This window comes from Xanthobacter sp. 91 (genome assembly GCF_000702385.1).
Taxonomy (GTDB): Bacteria; Pseudomonadota; Alphaproteobacteria; order Rhizobiales; family Xanthobacteraceae; genus Xanthobacter; species Xanthobacter aminoxidans.
The window spans coordinates 2,288,221-2,312,501 of sequence record NZ_JNIB01000001.1; the positions used below are offsets into that span (position 1 = coordinate 2,288,221).

Below are 24,281 nucleotides of genomic sequence, written 5' to 3' on the forward strand. Positions count from 1 at the left end.
CTTCAAGCGAACCGGAATCCACTTCGCTTGAAAACGCTTTTAGAGGTCCACCCCCGAATAGGAGCAGTTGAAGGATTTGTTGCAGAGGGGGAAGTCGGCGACGATGTTGCCCTCGATGGCGGTCTCCAGCAGCGGCCACTGGAACCAGGAGGGATCGCGCAGGTGCGCGCGGCGCACGCGCCCGTCGCTCTCCAGCGCCACGAAGGCGAAGACATCGCCCCGGAAGCTCTCCACCAGCGCCACGCCCTCGCCGCCGCCCGTCGGTACGGGGACGATGATGTCGCCCTTGGGCAGCGTATCGATGAGGCGGATGATGAGGCCGAGGCTTTCCTCCACCTCGCGGATGCGCACCCACACGCGGGCGTTCACGTCGCCATCCGAGCGCACCGGCACCTCGAACGGCAGGCGGTCGTAGGGCGGATAGGGCAGAGCGCGGCGCGCATCGAAGCCGCGGCCCGAGGCGCGGCCGACGAACCCGCCGGCGCCGAACTGGCGCACATAGTCCGGCTTGGTGAAGCCGGTGCTCACCGTGCGGTCCTGCAGCGAGGCGGTCTCGTCATAGAGGCGGACGAGGGCGGGGAAGGCGCGGCGCACCTCGGCCACCATGGCCTTCACGCCCGCAATGGCCTCCGCCGGAATGTCCTGCGCGACGCCGCCGGGCACCACGCGGTCCATCATCAGCCGGTGGCCGAAGGCGCGGGCGGAGGCGCGCAGCACGCGTTCGCGCAGCACGCCGCAATGGGCGAGCATGATCGCGAAGGCGGCGTCGTTGCAGACGGCGCCGATGTCGCCGAGATGGTTGGCGAGGCGTTCCAGCTCCGCCATCAGCCCGCGCAACGCTTGGGCGCGCTCCGGTACGGCGACGCCGCGCGCGGCTTCCACCGCGCGGCAGAAGGCGAGCGCGTAGGCCACTGTGGCATCGCCCGAATGGCGGCCGGCGATGCGGGCGGCCTCCTCCGGCACGCGGCCGGCCATCAGGCCTTCCATGCCCTTGTGGACGTAGCCGAGGCGCTCCTCCAGCCGCACCACCGTCTCGCCATAGGCGGAGAAGCGGAAATGGCCGGGCTCGATGATGCCGGCATGGACCGGGCCGACCGGGATCTGGTGCAGCCCTTCACCCTCCACCGGCAGAATGGGATAGGCCTCGCCCGCGCCCGCATCGGGGAGGGCGGCGCCGAGCGGCACCCGCACGCCCCAGCGGGCATGGTCCAGCCACGGGCGCAGATCGGGCGCGCCCACGGGCGTCAGGCCGAACAGGTCGCGGATGGTCCGCTCCAGCCGCGCGGCGGGGGGATGGTGCCGCGCCACGGAAGGGAAAGAGCCGGTGGGGCAGGGGAGGGTGGCGAGGGCGAGGCGGCCGGTTCCCTCCTCCAGCAGCGCCATGTGGACGGCGCCGCTATCCCCGAACAGAGCGGAAAGGGTGAGCCGGCCCGCAGCGAGTTCCGCGCAGAGGCCGGTCCATTCCGCCTCGTTCACGCTCACGCGCGGCCAGGGGCGGCAGATGGTGCCGTTGCGGGCGAAGAGATCGGAGAGGTTGACCACGCCGCCCTCCTAGCCCAGCACCGCGGCCACGTGGCGGAACCACGCGACCAGTTCTGGCGGCAGATAAAGCCCGGCGGCGAAGACGAGGGCGAGGTGCACGCCCATGGGCACGAAGCTGGCCTTGACCGGATCGGTGCCCGGGCTCGGCTCACCAAAGGCGATGGCGGAGAGCTTCATCATCAGCGCCCCGAAGGCGATGAGCAGGCCCAGGACGAGGATCAGCGCCAGCCACGGCCGGGCGGCGAAGGCGCTCGTCACCACGAGGAACTCGCTCATGAACACGCCGGCCGGCGGCAGGCCGGCGATGGCGACGACACCTGCCACGAGGCTCCAGCCGAGCAGCGGGTGCGAGGTGGTGAGGCCGCGGATCTGCGCCAGTTCCTGCGTGCCCTTCACCTGGCAGGCATGGCCCACGGCGAAGAAGATGGCGGACTTGGTGAGGCTGTGCATGGTCATGTGCAGCAGCCCGGCGAAATTCGCCAGCGGCCCGCCGAGCCCGAAGGCGAAGGCGATGATGCCCATGTGCTCGATGGAGGAATAGGCGAACAGGCGTTTGATGTCGCGCCGCCGGTACAGCATGAAGCCGGCGAGCAGCAGGGAGCCGAGGCCCATGGCCATCATCAGCGGCCCCGGCGCCAGCGTGCCGGGATGGGCGGCGAGCAGCGACTTGAAGCGCAGCACCGCGAACAGCGCCACGTTGAGCAGCAAGCCCGACAGCACCGCCGAGATGGGGGTGGGGCCTTCGGAATGCGCATCCGGCAGCCAGGCATGGAGGGGCGCGAGGCCCACCTTGGTGCCGTAGCCGAGCAGCAGGAAGACGAAGGCGACGTTGAGCAGCGCCGGATCGAAATTATGGGCGTGCTTCATCAGCACGCTCCAGATCATCCCGTCCGCGCCTTCGCCCACCACCGGCTGCGCCACCATGTAGACGAGGATGGTGCCGAACAAGGCGAGCGCGATGCCCACCGAGCCGAGCATGAAATATTTCCACGCCGCCTCGATGGCCGCCTCGGTGCGGTAGAGGCCGACCATGAGCACGGTGGTGAGCGTCGCCACCTCGATGGCCACCCACATGACGCCGAGATTGTTGGAGAGCAGCGCCAGCGTCATGGCGCCGAGCAGCACCTGATACATGGCGTGGTAGAAGCGCAGGTTGAGCGGCGTCAGCCGCCCCGTCTCCAGCTCATGGGCGATGTAGCCGGCGGAAAACCATGCGGTGGTGAAGGCGACGAAGGTGTTCAGCACCACGAAGACGATGTTGAGGTCGTCCACGATGAGGAACGGCCCCGCGATCCGCGGCGCGCCGAACAGCAGCAGCGCCAGCGCGAAGGTGAGGCCGCAGGCGGCGACGTTGACCAGCGCGCCCACGCGATAGGACGGCATCAGCGCCAGCAGCACCGCGCTCGCCGCCGGCACGGCCACCAGCAGCGGGGCGGGATCTACGAGGAGGCCGGACAGGAAGCTCATGCGCGCCCTCCCCGGAAGCGGTCGAGGGCGTCCACGTCCACAGTGTCGAACCGCTCACGGATGCGGAACAGGAAGATGCCGATGACGATGAGGGCGATGAGCACCGAGAAGGCGACGGAAATCTCCACCACCAGCGGCATCCCCTTGGCGCCGGTGGCGGCGAGGATGAGTCCGTTCTCCAGCGACATGAAGCCGATGACCTGGCTGACGGCGTTGCGCCGCGTCACCATCATCAGGAGGCCCAGCAGCACCACCGAGAGGGCGAAGGCGAGGTCCTCCCGCGCCAGCGCGTCGGCGGCTCCGCCCACCGCGGCGGTGGCCTTCAGCATGACGACGAGGGAGAGCGCCACAAGAGCGATACCGGCCAGCATGGTGGGGCCGATGGAGACCACCGTTTCCACCTGCCGGTGGATGCCGAGGCGGGCGACCATCCGCGCCAGCGCCAGCGGGATCACCACCGCCTTGAAGACGAGGGCGATGGCGGCGGTGACATAAAGGTGCGGCGCATCCTGCGCCAGCGCCTGCCAGCCCACGGAGAGGGAGAGCACCACCGCCTGCAGCGCGAACACCTTCAGGAGGGCATAGAGCCGATCCTGATAGAGCATCAGGAAGCTGATGAGCACCAGCGCGCCGGCGAACAGGTGGGCCACGTCGAACACGAGGCTCGCCGAGAGGGCGGCGTCCAGCGGCGTTCCGTGCGCGATTTCCAGCGTGCGGTCCATCACAGGATCCTCGACACGAAGAGGAGCAGGGTGCCGAGCAGTCCCAGCATGAGCGCGGCGCCGAGGAAGTCCGGCACGCGGAACACCCGCATCTTGGCAATCGACGTCTCGAACACCGCGAGCAGCACCGCGCCCGCCGCGAGCTTTGCGCCATAGCTCGCCATGCCCAGCACCAGCGTGCCCGCCCCGGCGCCGGCCGGCGCCAGCCCCCACGGCACGAACACGCAGGCGACGAGGGAGATGAAGAGCAGCAGCTTCAGCTGCGCGGCCAGCTCGATGAGCGCGAGGTGGCGGCCGGAATATTCCAGCACCATGGCCTCGTGCACCATGGTCAGCTCCAGATGGGTGGCGGGATTGTCCACCGGGATGCGCCCGTTCTCCGCCACCGCGACGATGGCCAATGCAACCAGCGCCAGCGCCAGCGACACGCGCAGGCCGACGCCCGCGACCATCACCGAGGCGATGGTGGAGAGCTGGGTGGAATGGGCGACGAGGGCGAGGGAGAAGACGATCATAATCATCGCCGGCTCGGCCAGCGACGAGATCATCACCTCCCGGCTCGATCCGATGCCGCCGAAGCTGGTGCCCACATCCATCCCCGCCAGCGCGAGGAAGAAGCGGGCCGAGCCGAGCAGCGCGGTAATCACGATGAGGTCGGCCGACCAGGAGAAGATCAGCCCGGTGCCGAAGGTGGGCACCAGAGCCGCCGCCACCCAGGTTGCCGCGAAGAGAAGGTAGGGCACGGCGCGGAACAGCCAGGAGGCGTTGTGGGCCAGCACCGCCTCCTTGTTCAGGAGCCGCGCGAGGTCGCGATAGGGCTGGAACACGGAGGCGCCGCGCCGCCGTGTCAGGCGCGCCTTCACCTTGCGCACGAGGCCGGTGAGCAGCGGCGCCAAGGCCAGCACCAGCAGCATCTGGGTGCCCTGCACCAGAAGGTTCGCGATCTGGAGGTTCGCCATCAGGTCCATAGCGCCAGCACCAGCAGCAGGAGGACGAGGGCGCCGAACACCAGCGCCAGATACTGGCGGATGGTGAGATATTGCAGGCGGTTGGCCCGCGTCGCGATGCGTTCCACCAGCCCCGCCAGGGGCAGGAACAGGAAGGCCCAGGCGGGATCGCGGGCGGTGATCTCGATGCGCGCCGGGGCGAGCGAGCCGGGCGGCGGCATCTCCACCCGTTCGCGGGCGGCGAACAGGGTGCGGGCGAACACCCGGCGGATGGGCTGGGCGAAGGAGCCGGCGGAATATTGCGTCACCGGATCGGCATTGGGAAAGCCGCAGTCCCACGGCGGCGCGCGGCGCACCGCGCCGGTGGCGAGGCGGTGGATGATGAAGGCGGTGAGCAGCGCCGAGGAGGCAATGAAGAGGAAGACGAGGAGGCCGTTATAGGACGAGCGGCTTTCCGCCACCGGCACGATGGAGAGCCACGCCACTTCGCTCTGCGCCGGCATCTTCACGCCGATGAGCGCCGTCACCGCCGGCTGGAGCGCGTCGATGACGAGGCCGGGAAACAGGCCGGCGGCGACGCAGATCGCGGCGAGCGCGATCATCGCCGCGCGGGAGAAGGCGTCCACCTCATGGGCGTTCGCTGCCTGTTCGCTGCGCGGCCGGCCGAGGAAGACGATGCCGTAGAGCCGCACGAAGCAGGCCGCCGCCAGCGCCGCCGCCAGCGCCAGCAGGGCGCCCGCCGCCGGCACCGAGAGCTTCAGCCCCCAGGCCGGCAGTTCGGGGCTGAGCAGGATCGCCTGGAACACCAGCCATTCGGAGGCGAAGCCGTTCAGCGGCGGCAAAGCCGAGATGGCGGCGGCACCGATCAGCATGACCACCGATGTCACGGGCATGCGATGGATGAGCCCGCCGAGGCGGTCCATCACCCGCGACCCGGTGGCGGTGAGCACCGCGCCGGCGCCGAAGAACAAGAGGCTCTTCATGGCCGCGTGGTTGAACACGTGGAACAGCGCCGCGGTGAAGGCCAGCGCCGCCGCCCCGCCGAAGCCCGAGGCCTTGAAGGCGAGGGCAAGGCCGAGGCCCACGAAGATGAGGCCGATGTTCTCGATGGTGGAGAAGGCCAGCACGCGCTTGGTATCGCTCTGCAGCAGCGCCTGCAGCACGCCGACGACGCCGGCAATGGCGCCCGCGACGATCACCGGAATGCCCCACCACCAGTCCGGCGGGCCGGCGAGATCGAACACGATGCGGATGAAGCCGTAGACGGCCACCTTCGTCATCACCCCGCTCATGAGCGCGGAGACGTGGCTCGGCGCGGCGGGGTGTGCCAGCGGCAGCCAGACGTGCAGCGGCACGAGGCCGGCCTTGGAGCCGGCGCCGAGCAGCGCGAGCACCAGCACGATTGCCCCGGCCCAGCCGGTGGGCGGCGCGGCGCGCATGGCTTCGAAAGTGAAGCCCCCGCCGCCCGCCGCCAGCAGGCCGAAGGCCAGCATCAGCGCCAGCGTGCCGAACGAGGCCATGAGGATATAGACGAGGCCCGCCTGCACATTGCCGGCCTCCTTGTCGTGGGAGATCACCAGCGCCCAGGAGGCGAGCGACATGAATTCCCACGCCAGCAGGAAGGTGTAGGCGTCCGCCGCCAGCGGCACCAGGTTCATGCCGGCGAGGAAGGCGGGGAAGAAGGGCAGCACCCGCTCGGGCGCATGGTCATGCCGGCCGTAGCCGAGGCCGTAGAGGCTCGCCGCCGCTCCGCCGAGGTTCACCACGACGAGGAAGACGGCGGAGAGCGCATCAAGCCGGAGATTGGCGCCGATCCACGGAATGCCCAGCGGCAGCACCAGCCCGCCCGTGGGCGCCGGGATGGCGGTGAGGGCCGAGACGGCGGCAAGGAGCGTCACTGCCAGCGCGCCGCCATAGACCACGGGGCGTCCGAGAGGTCCGCGCGCGAGCACGGCACCGGCCACCGCCAGCACGAGCAGCGCGGCCACCGCGGAAAGGGCGGCGAGAAGCTGGATTGTGGGAGCGAGAGCCATCTCAGTCCCCCGATGGCCGGGGGGCCGGCGTCTTGAGGCGCACGCCGCGTCCGCCGCTGTCGCTCACCACGCCTTCGCCGATGAGATCGACGCCGGCGGCATCCAGCGCCCCCACCAGCTTCATCAGCGAATCCACGTTGCCGCGGATCACGCCGTCGCTGGCTTCCATGCGCTGGATGGTGGGGAGCGAGAGGCCGCACAGGCCGGCAAGGGCGCGCTGGTCGAGGCCGAGGATGGCGCGGGCGGCACGGAGCTGGGCAGCTGTGATCATGATCGCTGACGGCAGGCGTTTAGCGTGATTTGTGCTGCTTACACCCGGTCTATTAAGCGATCAAGCATTATTAGTGATGTTTAAAACATCATATAGTCGCAGCCGACGGCGGGCGCGTTCGTGCGCCCGCCGCGCGCCGCAGGGCTCACGCCTCGCGGATGTCGTTGGCCACGCGGGCGAGGATCTCGACGATCCGCGTCTCGGCACCCCGGTTCTGCTCCAGCTTCTCGCGGGAAACATCGCGCAGGTTTTCCAGCGCGGCTTCCACCAGGCGGGGCAGCTCGGCGCCGTGGCTCGGGCCGCTCTCGCTCCAGCCCATCCACTTCTTCACGCGACCCATCTTGAGGCCGATCTCGGACAGCCGGCCGATGATGGCGTCGGCGAAGTCGCGGTTCTCGGCGAGGTAGGCCTTGCCCTCCTCGGTGATGGCGTAGCGCTTCTTCGAGCCGTCCGCCTCGGCGGTGACATAGCCCGCCTCTTCCAGGAAGGTGAGGGTGGGATAGACCACGCCCGGGCTCGGCGAATACCAACCGGCGGTCTTCTCCTCGATCAGCTTGATGATCTCGTAGCCGTGGCGCGGCTGCTCGGCGATGAGCGACAGGGCCAGAAGCTTGAGGTCGCCTTGGGCCAGCATGCGGCCGATGCGGAACATGTCGCCGCCCCCGCGCCCACCGCGCCCACCGCGTCCGCCAGGTCCCCCAGGTCCGCCGCCGCCGCGATGGCCGCCGAACTCGCCTGGACCATGGCCGTGGCCGCCGCGCCCCGCGAACTCATGCTCGCCGAACGCGCGTCCACCAAAGTCGCCGCCCATTTCGCCGCCAAAGCCGCGGCCACGGCGGGCGTCCCGCCAGTCTCGTTTGCATCCGAACATTCGGAAGTCTCCTTAGATATGTCGTTAGATATAGCGACGATGGTTATATCGTTCGATATATCTGGATGACAAGAGGCTCCTCCGAAAAATCCGTTCAGCCTTTCTGAAGGCCCGCGCTTGCAGGATCGGCCCGATCGCCGGAGTCTTCCTCAATGGCCATGTCAGATCAGGATCGCGCCGCCCGCGCCGCCCACGGCCTCGCCAGTGCCGCCGCGCCGGATGTGGCGGTCGCCGTCGAGGGCTGGCTGGCGCGCCTTGCCCACGAGCGGCGGCTCTCGGCCAAGACGCTGGAGGCCTATGCGCGCGATCTTTCGGTGGTGCTCGTCAGGCTCACCGACCATCTCGGCAAGCGCCCGACGCTTCCCGATCTCGCCGCGCTGACACCGGCGGACGTGCGGGCCGTGCTCGCCTCCCGCCGCGCCGAGGGCGTGGCGCCGCGCACGTTGGTGCGCCTGCTCGCCGCCGCACGCTCCTTCGGCCGGCATCTGGAGCGGGAAGGGCAGGGCAAGGTCGGCGCGCTCACGGCGGTGCGCGCGCCCAAGGTGCCGAAGGGCCTGCCCAAGCCCATCTCCGTCGCCGCCGCCCGCGCGCTGGCTGATCCCGACACCCGTGCCGGCGAGGCACGCGAGGCGTGGGTGCTGGCGCGCGACGCGGCAGTGATCGCCCTGCTCTACGGGGCGGGCCTGCGCATCTCGGAGGCGCTGGGCCTCTCGGCGGGGATGATGTCGCCCGGCACGACGCAGATCACGGTGACGGGGAAGGGCAACAAGACGCGCATGGTGCCGTTGATCGCGCCGGTGCTCGCGGCGGTGGATGCCTATCGCGGTCTCTGTCCTTATCCTCTGGCGCCGGACAAGCCGCTATTCCGGGGGGCGCGGGGTGGGCCGCTCTCGCCGCGCATCGTGCAATTGGCGGTGGAGCGGATGCGCGGCGCGCTGGGCCTTCCCGACAGCGCGACGCCCCACGCCTTGCGCCATTCCTTCGCCACTCACCTCCTCTCGCGGGGCGGTGATCTCAGGGCGATCCAGGAACTGCTCGGCCACGCCTCGCTCTCCACCACGCAGATCTATACGCAGGTCGATGCCGCCGCCCTCATGAACGCCTGGCGCGCTGCCCATCCGAGGGCGCGGGCGTAAGCAGGAGCTGAAGCATGACGTTCACGCCCGTCCGCCCCGTCATCGAGCATCTCTCCGTCACCACCGTGGACCTTGCCCGCGCGGTGCGCTTCTACGATGCGGTGCTGGCGCCCCTCGGCCTCGTGCGGGTGGCCGACTATGACGAGCCGGAGGGCGCTTCCGCCTGCTGGGGGCCGCCGGGTACCCTGCCGGCACCGGAGGGCGTGCCGGGCGCCGCGCCCTTCTGGGTGCAGTTGCGCGAAGGGCCGGTGACGCCGCCGCCGGGCACCCATATCGCCTTCTGCGCGGCGGACCGGGCGGCGGTGGAGGCTTTCCACGCGGCGGGCCTCGCCACCGGCGGAACGGACTACGGCGCGCCGGGTCTGCGGCACCAGTACGGCCCCGGCTATTACGCCTCATTCCTCATGGACCCGGACGGCTGGCGCATCGAGGCCGTCGCCTACGTGTAGGGCTGCGCTGGTTTGCCGGCTGTGGGCCGGCGGCGGTCTGCCCTTTCAATGCTGGTAAACGCTCCGTTATCCTTCGCAAGTGATTCGCGGCGCGCCGCAGAGAGGCTGCGGCAGCCGCAGGGCAGGGGAAGGACACCGGGGCGAATGGCGGAGCGCATCCGGAGGAGCGGCGCGCGGCGTCCGGCGCGCGGGCGCAGGCTGGGGCCGGCCCCGGCGAGGGGATGCGCGAATTTCTGCGTCGGCACCCGGACCGCGCTGTTCGGCTCCTTTCTCCTCGCCACCACCGCTCTTGCCGGCACCCCGGCCTCCGCCGACGGCTGGAGCATCGCCATGGGCGCGGCCGAAGCGCTGTGGCCGGTCATCGCTCTGTCCGCCTGCGCCGTCGTCGGCCTCGTGGCCCTGAGGTCCCGCCGGGTGGCCGCCGATCTCGGCGCGCGCATGGACAAGGCCGAGGCCGAGGCCCGCGATGCCGGCGCCGCCGCCGCCCGGGCCCGGGCGGAAGCCCATGCCGCGCGCTCCCTCCTCACCGCCGGCGCGCCCGCTTTTATGACCTGGAGCGGTCGCACCCTGCCGGTGGATGTGCACGGCGCGACGCCGGAAGCTTTCCGCGCCAGCCTCGGCGCCGCCTCCGCAGCCCTCGACCGCGCGCTGGAGCAGTTGCGCCGGGAAGACGGCACCGTTTCTCAGCTGGTGGACACCCCGGCCGGTCCCGCGCGGCTGGAAGGCCATAGCCTCGGCGGCGCGGGCGTGCTGCTCCTGCGTCCGGCCGATGCCGTGGATACCGCCGCAAAAGCCGATGCCGTCGATTTCGCCGAGGCGGAGCGGATGGCCCATGGCCTCGCCGCCGCCCTCGATGCCGCCGCGGCGCCGGCCTGGCTGCGCCGGCCGGATGGCACGCTGGTCTATGTGAATCCCGCCTTCGCCACCGCGGTGGGGGCGCCTTCGGCCGCCGAGGCGCGCGCCGCCGGCCTCGATCTGCTCGACACCCGCATCCGCAGCGCCGCGCTCACCGCAGAGGGGGCAGCCGGCACCTTCCGCCAGCGGGTGAAGGCGGTGGCGAGTGGCCAGCGGCGGCAGATGGACGTGGTGGAGGTGGCCGGCCCCTTCGGCACCGCCGGCATCGCCATCGACGTGACCGGCGAGGATGTGGCGAAGGCCGAGACCGCCCGCACGGTCGCCGCCCACCAGCGCACGCTGGACCAGCTCACCACCGCCGTGGCCATCTTCGGCGCCGACGAGCGCCTCGTGTTCCACAATGCGGCCTACGAGCGCCTGTTCGACCTCGCCCCCGGTCTCCTCGACCAGCGCCCGCCGGAAAACGAAATCCTCGAAGACCTGCGCCGCCGCCGCAAGGTGCCCGAGCAGGCGGATTTCCGCGCGTGGCGGGCGCAATTGCGCGAGGCCTATCGCGCCATCGAGCCGGTGAACGACTGGTGGCACCTGCCCGGCGGGCAGATGCTGCGCGTGGTCATCACGCCCAATGCCGAGGGCGGCATCACCTATCTGTTCGACGATTTGTCCGAACATCTGGCGCTGGAGAGCCGCTACAACAGCCTCATCCGCATCCAGGGCGAGACGCTGGACGGGCTCGCCGAGGCGGTGGCGGTGTTCGGCGCCGACGGGCGGCTCAATCTCTACAATCAGGCCTTCCTCGCGCTCTGGTCCCTCGATGCCCAGGCCATGGGCGACAAGCCCCATGTGGACGCAGTGGCCGCCATGTGCCGTCCGCTCTATGGCGAGACGGCCGCCTTCTCCCGCATCCGCCAGGCGGTGACGGCCATCGGCCCGCGCGAGGTCATGACGCTGCGCATCGAGCGGCCGGACGGCCGCGTGCTCGACGGCGCCACCCAGCCGCTGCCGGACGGCGGCACCATGGTGACGTTCCGCGATGTCACCGACAGCGTGAAGGTGGAGCGGGCGCTGACCGAGCGCGCCGAGGCGCTGGAGGCGGCGGACAAGCTGAAGAACGCCTTCGTCGGCCACGTCTCCTATCACCTGCGCACGCCCCTCAATACCCTGATGGGCTATGCCGACATGCTGCGCGAGGGCCTGGCCGGCCCGCTCAACGACCGCCAGCGCGACTATCTCGACCACATGCGCCAGTCCTCGGACCTGCTGCGCGCCCTCATCGACGACATCCTCGACCTCGCCACCATCGATGCCGGCGCCATGGAGCTGGACCTCGCCGAGGTGGACGTGCGCGAGCTGGTGCTCTCGGTCGCCGAGGCGGTGCGCGACAGCGTGGACGAGGCGCGGCTTTCCCTCGCCGTGAACATCGATCCCGCCGCCGGCGTCTTCGTCGCCGATGCGCGGCGGCTGCGGCAGATCCTGTTCAATCTCCTGTCCAACGCCATCGCCGTCTCGCCCGAGGGCGCCACCGTGACGCTCGGCGCCGCGCGGCGCGACGGGGCGCTGGTGTTCACCGTGCGCGACGAGGGGCCGGGCGTGCCGGCGGAGGTGAAGGAGACGCTGTTCGATCGCTTCGAGAGCCGCAGCGCCGGCCCGCGCCATCGCGGGGTGGGCCTCGGCCTTGCCATCGTGCGCTCGTTCGTGAGCCTGCATGGCGGCTCGGTCACGGTGGGGCCGGCGTCCGCGACGCGCGGCACCCTCGCCACCTGCATCTTCCCGCTCGAAGGCGAGCGCCGGCGGGAGGCTGCCGAATGAGCATCGTGCTGGAACGCCTTGAAGGTCAGCCGGTGGCCTGCCGCGTGGTGCTGAAGGACCTCGCCGCCACCAGCCGTCTCGCTTCGCTCATCGCCAGCTGGTTCGGGGGCAAGGACACCATCACCCTCACCGGCGACCTCGGCGCCGGCAAGACGGAGCTGGCCCGCGCGCTCATCCGCGCCTTCGCCGACGATCCCGCCGTGGACGTGCCGAGCCCCACCTTCCCGATCCTCATCACCTACGACTTTCCCCGCGGCCGGGTGGTGCACGCCGACCTCTACCGCATCCAGGAGCCGGACGAGCTGGACGAGCTCGGCTGGGACGAGATGCGCGAGAACGCGCTCCTCATGGTGGAATGGCCCGAGCGCGCCGAGGAGCGCCTGCCGGCCGACCGCCTCGATGTGGCGCTCTATCTTGCCGCCGGCACGCGGGACGCGGCCGATCTCGGCCCGGAGGCGCGCATCGCCATCGTCACCGGCTATGGCAAGTTCGGGGCGCGGCTCGACCGGCTGATGATCGCCCAGTCGCTCATCGAGCAGAGTGGCTTTGCCGAGGCGGCGCACCGCTTCCTGCAGGGCGACGCCTCCGCCCGCTCCTACAGCCGCCTCGTGCTGGGCGATCGCTCCGCCATCGTCATGAACGCGCCGCGCCAGCCGGACGGACCGCCGCTGAAGCGCGGCCTGCCCTACAGCCAGCTCGTGCATCTGGCGGAGGACGTGAAGCCGTTCGTCGCCATGGACCGGGCGCTGCTGGCGCAGGGCCTGTCCGCGCCGCTGATCTATTCGGCGGATCTGGAAGCCGGCATCCTCGTGCTGGAAGACCTCGGCCCGGAATTCGTGGTGGCCGGCACCCCGCCCGCCCCGGTGCCGGAGCGCTATCGCCTCGCGGTGGAAGTGCTCGCCACCCTGCACAGCCGGCCGCTGCCGCGCACTTTGAACATCGCGCCCCGGGTGGAGCGGGCGCTGCCGTCCTACGACGTCGCCGCCATGCTCACCGAAATCGACCTGATGCTGGACTGGTACCTGCCGTCCCGCGGCATCCGGCTCGACGGGGTGGTGCGCGAGGAATTCCGCCTGCTGTGGCGCAGCGCGCTCAACCCGGCCATGGCCGAGCCGCCCACCTGGGTGCTGCGCGACTACCACTCCCCCAACCTCATCTGGCTGCCCCAGCGGGAGGGGCTGCGCCGCATCGGCCTCATCGACTTCCAGGACGCGGTGATGGGGCCGGCGGCCTACGACGTGGTGTCGCTGGCGCAGGATGCGCGCGTGGACGTACCGGAGGAGCTGGAGCTCGAACTCGTGCGCCGCTACGTGGCGATGCGCCGCGAGGCGGACCCCACCTTCGATCCCCGCGGCTTCGCCCGCACCTACGCGCTGATGGGCGCCCAGCGGGCCAGCAAGATCCTCGGCATCTTTACCCGCCTCAACGATCGCGACGGCAAGCCGCATTATCTCCGGCACCTGCCGCGCATCCGGCGCTATCTCGCCCGCTGCCTCGCCCATGAGGAGCTGGGATCGCTGCGCATGTGGTATGAGGCGGTGCTGCCATCGAAGGACCTCTCCGCGTGACCGCTGCCCCCGACACGCTGCTTGACGCGCCCGCCGCCGGATCCGTCCGGGTTGATACCGCCATGGTGCTCGCTGCCGGCCTCGGCACGCGGATGCGCCCCCTCACCGACACCCGCCCCAAGCCGCTGGTGGAGGTGGACGGTCGCGCACTGGTGGACCATGTGCTTGACCGCGTGGCCGCCGCCGGCATTCCCCGCGCCATCGTCAATGTGCACCACCATGCCGATCTGCTGGAGGCGCACCTCAAGGCCCGCGCGGGCGCACCCGACATCCTCGTCTCCGACGAGCGCGGCCTGCTGCTCGAGACCGGCGGCGGCGTGCGCAAGGCGCTGCCGCTGATCGGCGACACGCCCTTCCTCGCCATCAATTCCGACACGATCTGGATCGAGGGCGCGCGGCCGAACCTCGTGCGGCTCATGGAGCAGTTCGATCCCGAGCGGATGGATGCGCTGCTGCTGCTCGCCTCCGCAGCCCATTCCATCGGCTATGACGGCCTGGGTGATTTCCAGATGGACAAGCTCGGCCGGCTGGAGCGCCGGGGCGAGCGCACCATCGCCCCCTTCGTCTATGCCGGCGCCGCCATCCTGAAGCCGGAGCTGTTCGAGGGCACGCCGGAAGGCGCCTTCTCGCTCAACCGCGTGTTCGACCGCGCGGCGGCGGCGGAGCGGCTGTTCGGCTTGCGGCTCGACGGCATCTGGATGCATGTGGGCACGCCCGACGCCATCGCCCTGGCCGAGGAGGCCATCGAGCGGTCGAGCGATTGAGGGTCTCCCTCTGGCGGGACGAGGAGTGAAGCCGTGCCGCGCGTGCTGACCATTCCGCCCTCCGCGCCCTTCCTGCCGGTGCTCGCGCGCGCCCTGCTCGACGGCACGCTGGTGGCGGGCTTCGCGCCGCGTCACGATCCGCTCGCGCTGGCCGGTGCCACCGTCTTTCTGCCCACCCGCCGCGCCGGGCGGCTGTTCGCCGAGGCGCTGCTGGAGGCGTCGGGCGGAACGGCGCTGCTGCTGCCGCGCATCGTGCCCCTGGGCGACGTGGACGAGGACGCGCTCGCCTTCTCCGAGGATGCCCCGGTGCTGGCCGCGCCCCACGCCATCGCCCCGGTGCATCGCCGGCTCGTGCTGGCGCGGCTCGTGGCGCACTGGCGCGATACGCTGTCCAAGGCGGTGGAGCGGGAGGCTGTCGCCGCCGGCACGGCCTCCACCTTCGCCCTCGCCGATGCGCTGGGCTCCCTGTTCGACGATCTCACCACCGCCGGCCTCGGCGTCGAGCGGATGGACGGGCTCGTGCCCGACGAGCTGGACCGCTATTTCAAGGTGGGGCTGGATTTCGTCCGCATCGCCCGGCGCGCCTTCTCCGCCTATCTCGCGGAGGAGGGGCTGGTGGAGCCCGCCGCCCGCCGCGATGCGCTGGTGGATGCGGAGGCGTGCCGCCTCACCACGCTCGGCACGGCCGCCGGGCCGGTGATCGCCGCCGGCTCCACCGGCTCCATGCCGGCCACCGCGCGCCTCCTGAAGGCCATCGCCAGCCTGCCCCATGGCGCCGTGGTGCTGCCGGGGCTGGACCTCGATCTCGACGCGCCCTCCTTCGACCGCCTCGCCGATCCCGTGCTCGGCGCGCCGGACCATCCGCAATACGGCCTCGCCCGCCTTCTCGGCACGCTCGGTGTAGAGCGAGGGGAGGTGATCCCGCTGGCGCCGCCGGCTCCCTTCGGCCGTGAGCGGCTGATGGGCGAGGCGCTGCGGCAGGCCGAGATGACCGACCTCTGGGCGACGCTGCCCGCGCGCCTGCCGGCGGATGACCTTGCCGCCGCCATGGCCGGCATCAGCGTGGTGGAGGCGGACGATCCCCGCGCCGAGGCGTTGGCCGTCGCCCTCCTGCTGCGCGACAGCCTGGAGCGGCCGGGCGAGACGGCGGCCCTTGTCACCCCGGATCGCGATCTCGCCCGGCGCGTCGCGGCGGAGATGGCGCGCTTCGGCGTGGCGCTGGACGATTCCGCCGGAACGCCGCTGGCCGACGCCCCCGCCGGCCGCCTCGCCGGATTGTTGGTGACGGCGGCGGCGGAAGGGCTGGCGCCGGTGCCGTTGTTCGCCCTCCTCACCCATCCCTTGGCGGGCTTCGGCCTCGATGCGGAGGCGAAGGCTCACGCAGTCGCGGCACTGGAGCTGGCCGCCCTGCGTGGCCCGCGTCCCGCCGCCGGCATCACGGGTCTCTTCGCCGCGCTGGATGCGCATGATCCGGAAGGCTACCGCCGCTCCGATCCGCGCAGCCGCATCGACGGCGCGGCCATCGCCGCCGCGCGCGATCTGGTGCGGCGGCTGGAGGGCGCGCTCGGCCCGCTGCTGGCGCTGGGCGACCGGCACGGCGCCGTTCCCCTCGATGAACTCGTCGCCGCCCATCGCGCCGCGGTGGAGGCCGCCGCCGGCCGGCTCGATCCCGAGGCCGAGGATGCGGCGGAGGCGGCCCTCGCCCGCACCTTCGACACGCTGAAGAGCGCGGCCGGCGACGGCCCGGCCCTCGACCTCGCCTCCTATGCCGATGCGGCGGGCGCGCTCTTCTCCGACACCATGGTCCGCCCCCGCGCCGAGCCCCATGCCCGCATCCGCATCCTCGGCCCGTTGGAGGCGCGCCTCGTCCATGTGGACCGGATGGTGCTGGGCGGTCTGGTGGAGGGCTCCTGGCCCACCATTCCCGAGACCGACCCCTGGCTCAGCCGCCCCATGCGGGCGCAATTGGGGCTGGACCTGCCGGAGCGGCGCATCGGCCTTTCCGCCCACGATTTCGCGCAAGGCTTCGGCGCGCGCGAGCTGGTGCTGAGCTTCGCCGCCAAGGTCGGCGGCACCCAGAGCGTGCCCTCGCGCTTCGTGCAGCGGCTGAAGACCGTGGCCGGCGAGGCCGAGTGGAACGCCGCCCGCGCGCGCGGCGCCCGCTTCGTCCGCGCCGCCAGAAGGCTGGACGAGGCGCCCGCCGTGCCCCGTGCGACCCGGCCCGCGCCCGCCCCGCCGCTGGAGCTGCGCCCGCGCCGGCTCTCGGTGACGGAGATCGAGACCTTCCTGCGCGATCCCTATTCCATCTATGCCCGGCACGTGCTCGGCCTCTCCCCGCTGGATGACCTCGACGCCCCTCCGGGCGGCGCGGAGCGGGGGATGGCGCTGCACGAGGCCGTGGGCCGTTTCACCACCGCCTTCCCCGACGACCTGCCGCCCGACGCGCTGGCGCGGCTGATCGCGGAGGGCGCCCGCGCCTTCGCGCCGCTGAAGGCCTTCCCGGCCGAACATGCTTTGTGGTGGGCGCGGTTCGAGCGGGCGGCGGCCTTCCTCGTCGCCTTCGAGCGCGAGCGGCGGGCGCATCTCGACCGCATCGTCGCCGAGACGAAGGGGAGCCTCGAAATCCCGCTCGCGGCCTCCACCTTCCGCCTCACCGGCCGCGCCGACCGCATCGAGATCAAGCGCGACGGGACGCTCGCCATCATCGACTACAAGACCGGCACCGCGCCGAGCGCCAAGCAGGCCGCCTCCCTCTCCCCGCAATTGCCGCTGGAAGCGGCCATGGCCCGGCGGGGCGGCTTCGAGGGGGTGCCCGGGGCGCCGGTGGAGGAACTCACCTATGTGGAGCTGAAGGGCGGGGCCGACGGCGGCGCGGAAAAGCCGGTGAAGGTGAAGGACCGCTCCACCCACGATCTCGCCGAGGATGCCCTCGCCGGCCTCGAAAGCCTGCTCAAGGCGTTCGAGAATGTGGCGCAGGGCTATCGCTCGCTCGCCGCGCCGCAATGGTCCGGCCGCTATGGCGACTATGACCACCTCGCCCGCGTGCGCGAATGGGCGCTGGCCGGGGAGGAAAGCGAATGAGCGCGAGCCTCGAGAGCAGCGCCAAGTCCGAGGCCACCCGCCGCCAGTCGGAGGCTTCGCACCCCGCCGTTTCCGCCTGGGTCTCGGCCAACGCCGGCTCGGGCAAGACCCATGTGCTCGCCCGCCGCGTCATCCGGCTGCTGCTCGCCGGCACGCCGCCGGGGCGCATCCTGTGCCTCACCTATACCAAGGCGGCGGCGGCCAACATGGCCAACCGCGTGCTCGCCATTCTCAGCCGCTGGGCGCGTATGGACGACGCCGCGCTCGATGCCGCCATCGCCGAGACGGTGGGCGAGGCACCGGATGAAGCTCTGCGCGCCCGCGCCCGCCGGCTGTTCGCGGCGGCGCTGGAGACGCCGGGCGGGCTGAAGATCCAGACCATCCACGCCTTCTGCGGCGGCCTTCTGCATCGCTTCCCGTTCGAGGCGGACGTGGCGGCCGGCTTCCGCGAGCTGGACGAGGTGGCCCGCCGCGAGCTGATGGCGCGCATCCGCGCTGACCTCGTAGTCGCCGCGAGCCTTGCTCCCGCATCCCCGGCCGGCGAGGCGCTGGCCCGGCTCACGGAGGAGATGTCAGACAGCGGCCTCACCGGCCTCATCGAGGCCGCGGTGGCCCTGCGCGCCCGCATCCTGCCTCTGGGCGACACGCCCGCCGCCCGCCGCGCCGCCGTGGCGCGGGCGCTGGGGCTGCCGGCGGGGCTGACCGTGGCAGACGTGGAAGGCGAGATGCTGGCGAGCCCGCATCTGCCCCGCTCCGAATGGGCGAGCGTCGCGGCGACGCTCGCCACCTCCGACAAGGCCACCGACCGCAAGCGCGCCGACGACCTTGCGGCCGCCGCTGCGGCAGAAGACGACGCCTCCGCGCTCGTGGCCTATCGCGGCGTGTTCTTCGGCTCGGACGGCCCGCGCTCCGACAAGAACCTGCTCACCAAGGGCATGGGCACGGGCGAGCCGGACCTGCTCGCCCGTTTCACCGCCGAGCGCGATCGCCTCGCCGGCCTCGACGATCGCCTCAAGGCGGCCTGGACGCTGGAGCGCACCGGCGCGGCCCTCACCCTCGGCGCGGCGGCCTGCCAGGCCTACGAGACCGCGAAGGCGGCGCGGGGCCTGCTCGATTTCGACGACCTCATCACCAAGGCCGCGGCCCTGCTCGCCGAGCAGCCGACCTTCGTGCAGTTCAAGCTCGATCAGGGCATCGACCACATCCTTGTGGACGAGGCGCAGGATACGAGCCCCGAGCAGTGGAAGGTGGTGGAGGGCCTCGCCTCCGACTTCTTTTCCGGCGAGGGCGCGCGGGCGGGCGTGACCCGCACCATTTTCGTGGTGGGCGACGAGAAGCAGTCCATCTTCTCCTTCCAGGGCGCGGATCCGCGCGCGTTCGGCGCCATGCGCGCCACCTTCGAGCGCAAGGTGGGGGCGAAGGGCTTCCGCCGGGTGGAACTGCCCCATTCCTTCCGCTCCGCGCCGGGCGTGCTGGAGGCGGTGGATGCCATCTTCAAGAGCGAGGTCGCCCATGCGGGGCTGACGCTCGATGGGGTGGGCCCCGTCCACGCCGCCATCCGCGCCGATGCGCCGGCCTTGGTGGAGATCTGGCCCACCACCGTTCCCGAGCCCCATCCCGAGCCGGACAACTGGCGCCGGCCGCTGGACGAGGTGCCCACCGACGATCCCGTCAGCCGGCTCGCCGCGCGCATCGCGAGCTTCATCCAGGCGGGCATCGCGCAGGGCCTTGCCATCCCCTCCCGCGACGGGCGGCCCATGCGGGCCGGCGACGTGCTGGTGCTGGTGCGCCGGCGCGGGCGGGTGTTCGAGGCCGTCATCCGCGCGCTGAAGGAACTGAAGGATCCGCGCGTGCAGGTGGCCGGCGCCGACCGGCTCGTGGTGCCGGAGCACATCGCCGCCCTCGATTTGATGGCGCTGGGCGACGCGTTGCTCTCGCCGCACGACGATCTCTCGTTCGCGGCCGTGCTGAAAAGCCCGCTGTTCGGCTTCACCGACGACGATCTCATGGCCCTGTGCCCCCAGCGCAAGGGCACGCTGGCCTCCGTCCTCTCCACGTCAGACGATCCGCGCCACCGCGCCGCCGCCGCGCGACTTGCCGGCTGGAAGGGCGAGGCGGAGGGGCTGCGGCCGTTCGATTTCTACGGCCGCGTGCTCGGCCGCGACGGCGGACGGCGGGCCATGCTGGCGCGGCTCGGCCCCGAGGCGGCGGACGTGCTGGACGAGTTCATGGCGTTGGCCCGCACCTATGAGGGCGCGGAGCCCGCCAGCCTCGCCGGCTTCCTCGCGTTTCTCCGGCGCGGCGGGGCCGAGACCAAGCGCGATATGGAGAGCGGGCGCGACGAGGTGCGGGTGATGACCGCCCATGGCGCGAAAGGGCTGGAGGCCCCCCTCGTCATCCTCGCCGACACGGTGGACATGCCGCGCCCGCGCATCGCCGGTGGCCTGCTCACCTTGCCCGGTGCGGGGGTGCCGGTGCTGGCGCCGCGCAAGGCGGAAGACCCGGAGGTGCTCGCCACCGCCCGCGCCGCCGCCGCCGCCCGCGAGCTGGAGGAATATCGCCGGCTGTTCTACGTGGCGCTGACCCGCGCCGAGGACGCGCTCGTCATCTGCGGCGCCGAGACCCGCGCGCCGGCCAAGGACAAGCCCCACGCCCGGCCCGAGGGCTGCTGGTACGACCTCGCCCGCGCGGCGCTGGAGCCGGACGCCGACGCGGGCCCGGCGCTGGGCTTCGAGGGTGAGGTGCTGCGCTGGCGCAGGGGGCCGGGGTTGAAGGTGGCGGGCGGTGGTGCTGCGGTGGCGGCAATGGTCGAAGAGGGGGAGGCGCTTTCGTTCCCCAATCCCCCGCCGCCCGAACCCGCCTTGCGCCGTCTGCGTCCCTCCGGCCTCGACGGAACGGACCCCCGGCCCGAGCGGCCGGCGGTGCCCGCGCCGCTGCCCGAGAGTGCGCTGTCTCCCCTCCTGCGCGGCGATCTCGTTCACCGGCTTCTGGCCGGCCTGCCGGAGGTGGCGGCGGCTGAGCGGGAGGCGGCGGGCCTGCGCCTGCTGCGCCACGCGGCGGACGGGGTGGACGAGGCGGCGCACCGGGCGATTCTCGCCGAGGCGCTCGGCGTGCTCGGCCATGCGCCCCTCGCGGAGCTGTTCGGCGCCGGGAGCCGGGCGGAGGTGCCGGTGATCGGGCGCATCACGGGCGGAGGCGGGGAGGTGTTCGCCGTCAACGGCCGCATCGACCGGCTGGTGGTGTTGCCCGACCGCATCCTCGTGGCCGACTTCAAGACGGACCGGGTACCGCCTTCGGACCCCGCTGAGGCCGGCGAAAGCTATGTTTCCCAGCTGGCGGTCTATGGCGCTATTCTGTCGCAGGCGTTCGGCGGGCGGCCGGTGGAAGCGCGCCTGATCTATACGGCGGGGCCGCTTGTGGTGCCGCTCATTCCCTCCCGGCTCGCCGCGGCGCTGACGAAGCTTGGTGTTCCGTCCCCGCCTTTCGCCTCCCACGGCGTCAAGGGCGCGTGAAGCCGCCTTGACGGGGAGGGGAGGGGCTACCTACGTTCTCCCCCAACATCCAGTGGTTCTCCCCGTTCTGCCCTACGAGGTATGTCATGGCCGTCGAGAAGGTTTCCGATCAGAATTTCGATCAGGACGTGCTGAAGTCCAGCGCGCCGGTCATCGTCGACTTCTGGGCGGAGTGGTGCGGCCCCTGCCGCATGGTTGCCCCCATCCTGGAGGAAGTCTCCGGCGAGCTGGGCGAGAAGGTCCGCATCGTGAAGCTGAACGTGGACGAGAATCCGCAGACGGCATCCAAGTACGGCATCATGTCCATTCCCACCCTGCTCCTGTTCAAGGACGGCAAGATCGCCTCCCGTCAGGTGGGCGCCGCCCCCAAGGCCAAGCTGGTGCAGTGGATCAACGGCTCGATCTGAGCTTCGACTCCGCCGAATATGAAAAAGCCCCCGATTCGGGGGCTTTTTTGTTTTTGTTGGGGGGCTTGAACAGGCCTCAGCCGTGCCTTGCCAGCATTTTCCCTGAGGGAGAGACGCGCTCCACCGTGAACGCGGAGGCAGGGCGTACCCGCCATGGGCGGTCGAGGCAGAGGCTGGCATCGTTGAGCCGGGCCGCCTCGGCCTGCGCCTCGCCCTCATTGGCGAAGCGATGCGCCTCGCGGGGGAAGAAAGCGCCGCCTGGAACGATGACGGTCTCACCCTCCTGCGTATCGATCCGGGTTTCACTGCCGTCGAAGAAGACCCAGCCGCACGGCGCACCCGGCACGGCGCGGGCGACCAGATGGGCGAGGGAGAGGGGGACGCGGCGGCGCGCGGGCTGCCAGCGCGGCATACGGAAACTGAACATCGGACCCGTTGTCCTCTATCGCCCCTGAGGTGTCTTCCCAGTGGAAATGCTCAAGGGTGCCCGACCGTTCCAACCTGCGACGTCGTGAACGTCACCAGGATGTTACCCACAGCAAGGCTCAAGCCGGCGGAACGGAGCGGCTCAATAGCTGACGGCGGCGAGATAGAGCCCCGCTGCCGGGGCCATGGGGCCGCAGCGGGTGCGATCGGCGGCGGCGAGGGCGGTGGCGAGATCGTCCGCGCTCCAGCGGCCTTCCCCCACCCGCATCAGCGAGCCCACCATGGAGCGCACCTGATGGTGCAGGAAGGACCGGGCGGAGGTGACGACGCGGATTTCGTCGCCGTGGCGGGACACATCCAGCTGGTCCAGCGTCTTCACCGGCGAGGCGGCCTGGCACTCGGCGGCGCGGAAGGTGGAGAAATCGTGCTTGCCCAGCAGACGCTGGGCGGCGTCGTGCATCGCCTCGGCGTCGAGCTTCTGGGGGATGCGCCACGCCCGGTCGCGGTCGAGGGCGAGATCGGGGCGGCGGTTGACGATGCGGTAGAGGTAGTGCCGCCTGGTGGCGGAGAAGCGGGCGTCGAAGCTGTCCGGGACAAGCTCGGCGGAGAGCACCGCCACCGGATGGGGCCGAAGCTGGGCCGTCATGGCGTCGCGCACCGTATCCGTGCGCCAGTCCTTCGACAGATCCACATGGGCCACCTGCCCGGTGGCATGGACGCCGGCATCGGTGCGCCCGGCGCCCGCTACCGTCACCTTTTCCCCGCAGAAACGCTGAAAGGCTTCGGCCAGCACACCCTGCACGGTCGGCAGCTCCGCCTGCATCTGCCAGCCGGCGAAGGGGGTGCCATCATATTCGATGGTGAGCTTGTAGCGGGGCATGGCGGGTCTGGCCGCCCTCAGGCGAGCCGGCTTCCGGGCGGGACGGCATTGCCCCTCAGGAATGTGTCCGCCCCCATGGGCTGCTTGCCGGCCTTCTGCAGCTCCACGAGCCGCACCGCGCCCGCGCCGCAGGCGATGGTGAGGTGGTCGTCAAGTACCGTGCCGGGCGCTGCGGAGCCCTCCGCCAGCGTCGAGCGCAGCACCTTCACCCGCGCCTCGTCCGGCCCGAGGGGGAACCAGGCGCCGGGGAAGGGGGAGAGGCCGCGGATGCGGTCGTGCACCTCCTGGGCGGGCTTTGACCAGTCGATGCGGGTCTCCGCCTTCTCGATCTTGGCGGCATATTCCACGCCGGTCGCCGGCTGGGGCGTGAAGCCGAGCCCGCCGCGCTCCAGCGCGGCCAGCGCCCGGCCCATGAGGTCGGCGCCGATCACCATCATGCGGTCGTGCAATTCGCCGGCGGTCATGTCCGGGCCGATGGGGATGCGCTCCACGAGGCCCACGGGGCCGGTGTCCAGCCCCGCTTCCATCTGCATCACCGCGACGCCGGTCTCCGTGTCGCCGGCCATGATGGCCCGCTGGATCGGCGCGGCGCCGCGCCAGCGCGGCAGCAGCGAGCCGTGCAGGTTCAGGCAGCCGAGGCGCGGCGCATCGAGGATGGCCTGCGGCAGGATGAGGCCATAGGCCACCACCACCGCCACGTCCGCCTCATGGGCACGGAAGGCGTCCGCCGCCTCCTCGCCCTTCAGGCTCCTGGGCGTGAACACCGGCAGGCCGAAGCGCTCGGCCACCGCATGGACGGGGGAGGGGGTGAGGTCGAGCCCGCGCCGGCCGGCCGGGGCCGGGGCGCGGGTATAGACCGCCACCACCTCGTGGCCGCGCCCGACGATCTCCGAGAGGGTGGGCACGGCGAAATCCGGCGTACCCATGAAGACGATGCGCATGGACCCTCGTGTCCCGTGATCTCCCGCCGCAGCGGGATCAGGCCTCGGCCTTGTGCTTCGCCTGCTTGGTGAATTTCTTGATGACCCGGTCGCGCTTCAGCTTGGAGATGTGATCGATGAAGAGCACGCCGTTGAGATGGTCGATCTCGTGCTGCACGCAGGTGGCGAACAGGCCCTCGGCCTCCACCTCCCGCGTCTTGCCCTCCACGTCCATAAAGCGCACCGCCACCTTCGCCGGGCGCTCCACCTCCTCGTAATATTCGGGGATGGAGAGGCAGCCCTCGCTGTAGACGGAGGTCTCTTCCGAGGCGGCGATGATTTCCGGATTGATGAGGGCGATGGGCTTCTTGTTCTCGCCGTCGCGCGCGACATCGATGGTGATGACGCGGCGCTGCACGCCCACCTGTATGGCCGCCAGCCCGATGCCGGGGGCGTCGTACATGGTCTCGAACATGTCCTCCACCAGCTTGCGCACCTCGCTGTCGATCTTCTCGACCGGGGTGGAAAGCGTGCGCAGCTTGGGCTCGGGGATGATGAGGATGGGCCGGATCGTCATTCGAGCGAGATAAGCGAAGCTGCCGCATAGGTCAACATGTTCGC

General features: G+C 71.3%; 19 protein-coding genes and 1 pseudogene. 9 read left to right on the forward strand and 11 right to left on the reverse strand.

All coding sequences use genetic code 11. The features are described 5' to 3' along the window. Positions 1-39: 39 nt before the first annotated feature. From A37E_RS0110820 to A37E_RS0110850, 7 genes and pseudogenes are all read right to left on the reverse strand, one after another. The gene (locus A37E_RS0110820) at positions 40-1,482 is read right to left on the reverse strand and encodes a nickel-dependent hydrogenase large subunit (protein ID WP_245279444.1); all 1,443 of its coding nucleotides are present in this window, start codon (positions 1,480-1,482) and stop codon (positions 40-42) included. A 69-nt stretch (positions 1,483-1,551) separates the two neighbouring features. Next, a complete protein-coding gene (locus A37E_RS0110825; RefSeq protein WP_029556602.1) occupies positions 1,552-3,009 on the reverse strand; it encodes a hydrogenase 4 subunit F in 1,458 nt (485 codons plus the stop codon). Next, entirely contained in the window at positions 3,006-3,731 is a 726-nt protein-coding gene (locus A37E_RS0110830; RefSeq protein WP_156026286.1) for a hydrogenase-4 component E, read from the reverse strand. The genes A37E_RS0110825 and A37E_RS0110830 overlap by 4 nt, the downstream gene beginning before the upstream one ends. Then, on the reverse strand, positions 3,731-4,699 hold the full coding sequence (locus A37E_RS0110835) for an NADH-quinone oxidoreductase subunit H (protein WP_029556604.1): 969 nt from the start codon (positions 4,697-4,699) through the stop codon (positions 3,731-3,733). Before A37E_RS0110835 ends, A37E_RS0110830 begins: the two co-directional genes overlap by 1 nt. Beyond that, complete coding sequence (hyfB, locus tag A37E_RS0110840) at positions 4,690-6,711, reverse strand: hydrogenase 4 subunit B (RefSeq protein WP_029556605.1); 2,022 nt, start codon at positions 6,709-6,711, stop codon at positions 4,690-4,692. Before hyfB ends, A37E_RS0110835 begins: the two co-directional genes overlap by 10 nt. 1 nt (position 6,712) lies before the next feature. Beyond that, a complete protein-coding gene (locus tag A37E_RS0110845; RefSeq protein WP_024276957.1) occupies positions 6,713-6,982 on the reverse strand; it encodes a helix-turn-helix domain-containing protein in 270 nt (89 codons plus the stop codon). 145 nt (positions 6,983-7,127) lie between these two features. After that, a pseudogene (locus tag A37E_RS0110850) lies at positions 7,128-7,679 on the reverse strand (PadR family transcriptional regulator); the annotation flags it as partial. Positions 7,680-7,700: 21 nt separating this feature from the next. On the opposite strand from A37E_RS0110850, the gene A37E_RS27185 reads away from it, so the two are divergent. The 9 genes from A37E_RS27185 (at position 7,701) to trxA (ending at position 21,434) form a co-directional block, all read left to right on the forward strand. After that, positions 7,701-7,922 carry a hypothetical protein gene (locus tag A37E_RS27185; RefSeq protein WP_197023084.1) on the forward strand — a complete coding sequence of 74 codons (222 nt, stop codon included), beginning with the start codon at positions 7,701-7,703 and terminating at the stop codon, positions 7,920-7,922. Positions 7,923-8,005: 83 nt separating this feature from the next. Continuing rightward, the gene (locus tag A37E_RS0110855; protein WP_029556607.1) at positions 8,006-8,989 is read left to right on the forward strand and encodes a tyrosine recombinase XerC; all 984 of its coding nucleotides are present in this window, start codon (positions 8,006-8,008) and stop codon (positions 8,987-8,989) included. Between the two features lie 14 nt (positions 8,990-9,003). Then, a complete protein-coding gene (locus tag A37E_RS0110860) occupies positions 9,004-9,438 on the forward strand; it encodes a VOC family protein (RefSeq protein WP_029556608.1) in 435 nt (144 codons plus the stop codon). A gap of 144 nt (positions 9,439-9,582) precedes the next feature. After that, a complete protein-coding gene (locus tag A37E_RS0110865) occupies positions 9,583-12,102 on the forward strand; it encodes a PAS domain-containing sensor histidine kinase (RefSeq protein ID WP_051678943.1) in 2,520 nt (839 codons plus the stop codon). Then, positions 12,099-13,670, forward strand: a complete 1,572-nt coding sequence (gene tsaE / locus A37E_RS0110870; protein ID WP_038192879.1) for a tRNA (adenosine(37)-N6)-threonylcarbamoyltransferase complex ATPase subunit type 1 TsaE — start codon at positions 12,099-12,101, stop codon at positions 13,668-13,670. Before A37E_RS0110865 ends, tsaE begins: the two co-directional genes overlap by 4 nt. A 62-nt stretch (positions 13,671-13,732) precedes the next feature. After that, the gene (locus A37E_RS0110875) at positions 13,733-14,434 is read left to right on the forward strand and encodes a nucleotidyltransferase family protein (RefSeq protein ID WP_029556611.1); all 702 of its coding nucleotides are present in this window, start codon (positions 13,733-13,735) and stop codon (positions 14,432-14,434) included. A 33-nt stretch (positions 14,435-14,467) separates the two neighbouring features. After that, positions 14,468-17,515 carry a double-strand break repair protein AddB gene (addB, locus tag A37E_RS0110880; protein ID WP_029556612.1) on the forward strand — a complete coding sequence of 1,016 codons (3,048 nt, stop codon included), beginning with the start codon at positions 14,468-14,470 and terminating at the stop codon, positions 17,513-17,515. Next, positions 17,512-21,027 (forward strand): double-strand break repair helicase AddA, encoded by a 3,516-nt coding sequence (gene addA / locus A37E_RS0110885; protein WP_029556613.1) that lies wholly within the window; start codon positions 17,512-17,514, stop codon positions 21,025-21,027. The genes addB and addA overlap by 4 nt, the downstream gene beginning before the upstream one ends. An 86-nt stretch (positions 21,028-21,113) precedes the next feature. Next, positions 21,114-21,434, forward strand: coding sequence for a thioredoxin (trxA, locus tag A37E_RS0110890; RefSeq protein WP_024276966.1), 321 nt, complete (start codon positions 21,114-21,116; stop codon positions 21,432-21,434). Between the two features lie 76 nt (positions 21,435-21,510). Here the strand turns inward: trxA and A37E_RS0110895 are convergent, their stop codons facing one another. From A37E_RS0110895 to def, 4 genes are all read right to left on the reverse strand, one after another. Then, positions 21,511-21,861: a hypothetical protein gene (locus A37E_RS0110895; RefSeq protein WP_029556614.1), complete on the reverse strand. Its 351-nt coding sequence runs from the start codon at positions 21,859-21,861 to the stop codon at positions 21,511-21,513. Between the two features lie 141 nt (positions 21,862-22,002). After that, the gene (truA, locus tag A37E_RS0110900; protein ID WP_029556615.1) at positions 22,003-22,740 is read right to left on the reverse strand and encodes a tRNA pseudouridine(38-40) synthase TruA; all 738 of its coding nucleotides are present in this window, start codon (positions 22,738-22,740) and stop codon (positions 22,003-22,005) included. Positions 22,741-22,757: 17 nt separating this feature from the next. Continuing rightward, positions 22,758-23,681 (reverse strand): methionyl-tRNA formyltransferase, encoded by a 924-nt coding sequence (gene fmt / locus A37E_RS0110905; RefSeq protein ID WP_029556616.1) that lies wholly within the window; start codon positions 23,679-23,681, stop codon positions 22,758-22,760. Between the two features lie 37 nt (positions 23,682-23,718). Further along, the gene (def, locus tag A37E_RS0110910; RefSeq protein ID WP_029556617.1) at positions 23,719-24,237 is read right to left on the reverse strand and encodes a peptide deformylase; all 519 of its coding nucleotides are present in this window, start codon (positions 24,235-24,237) and stop codon (positions 23,719-23,721) included. Between the last annotated feature and the right edge of the window lie 44 nt (positions 24,238-24,281).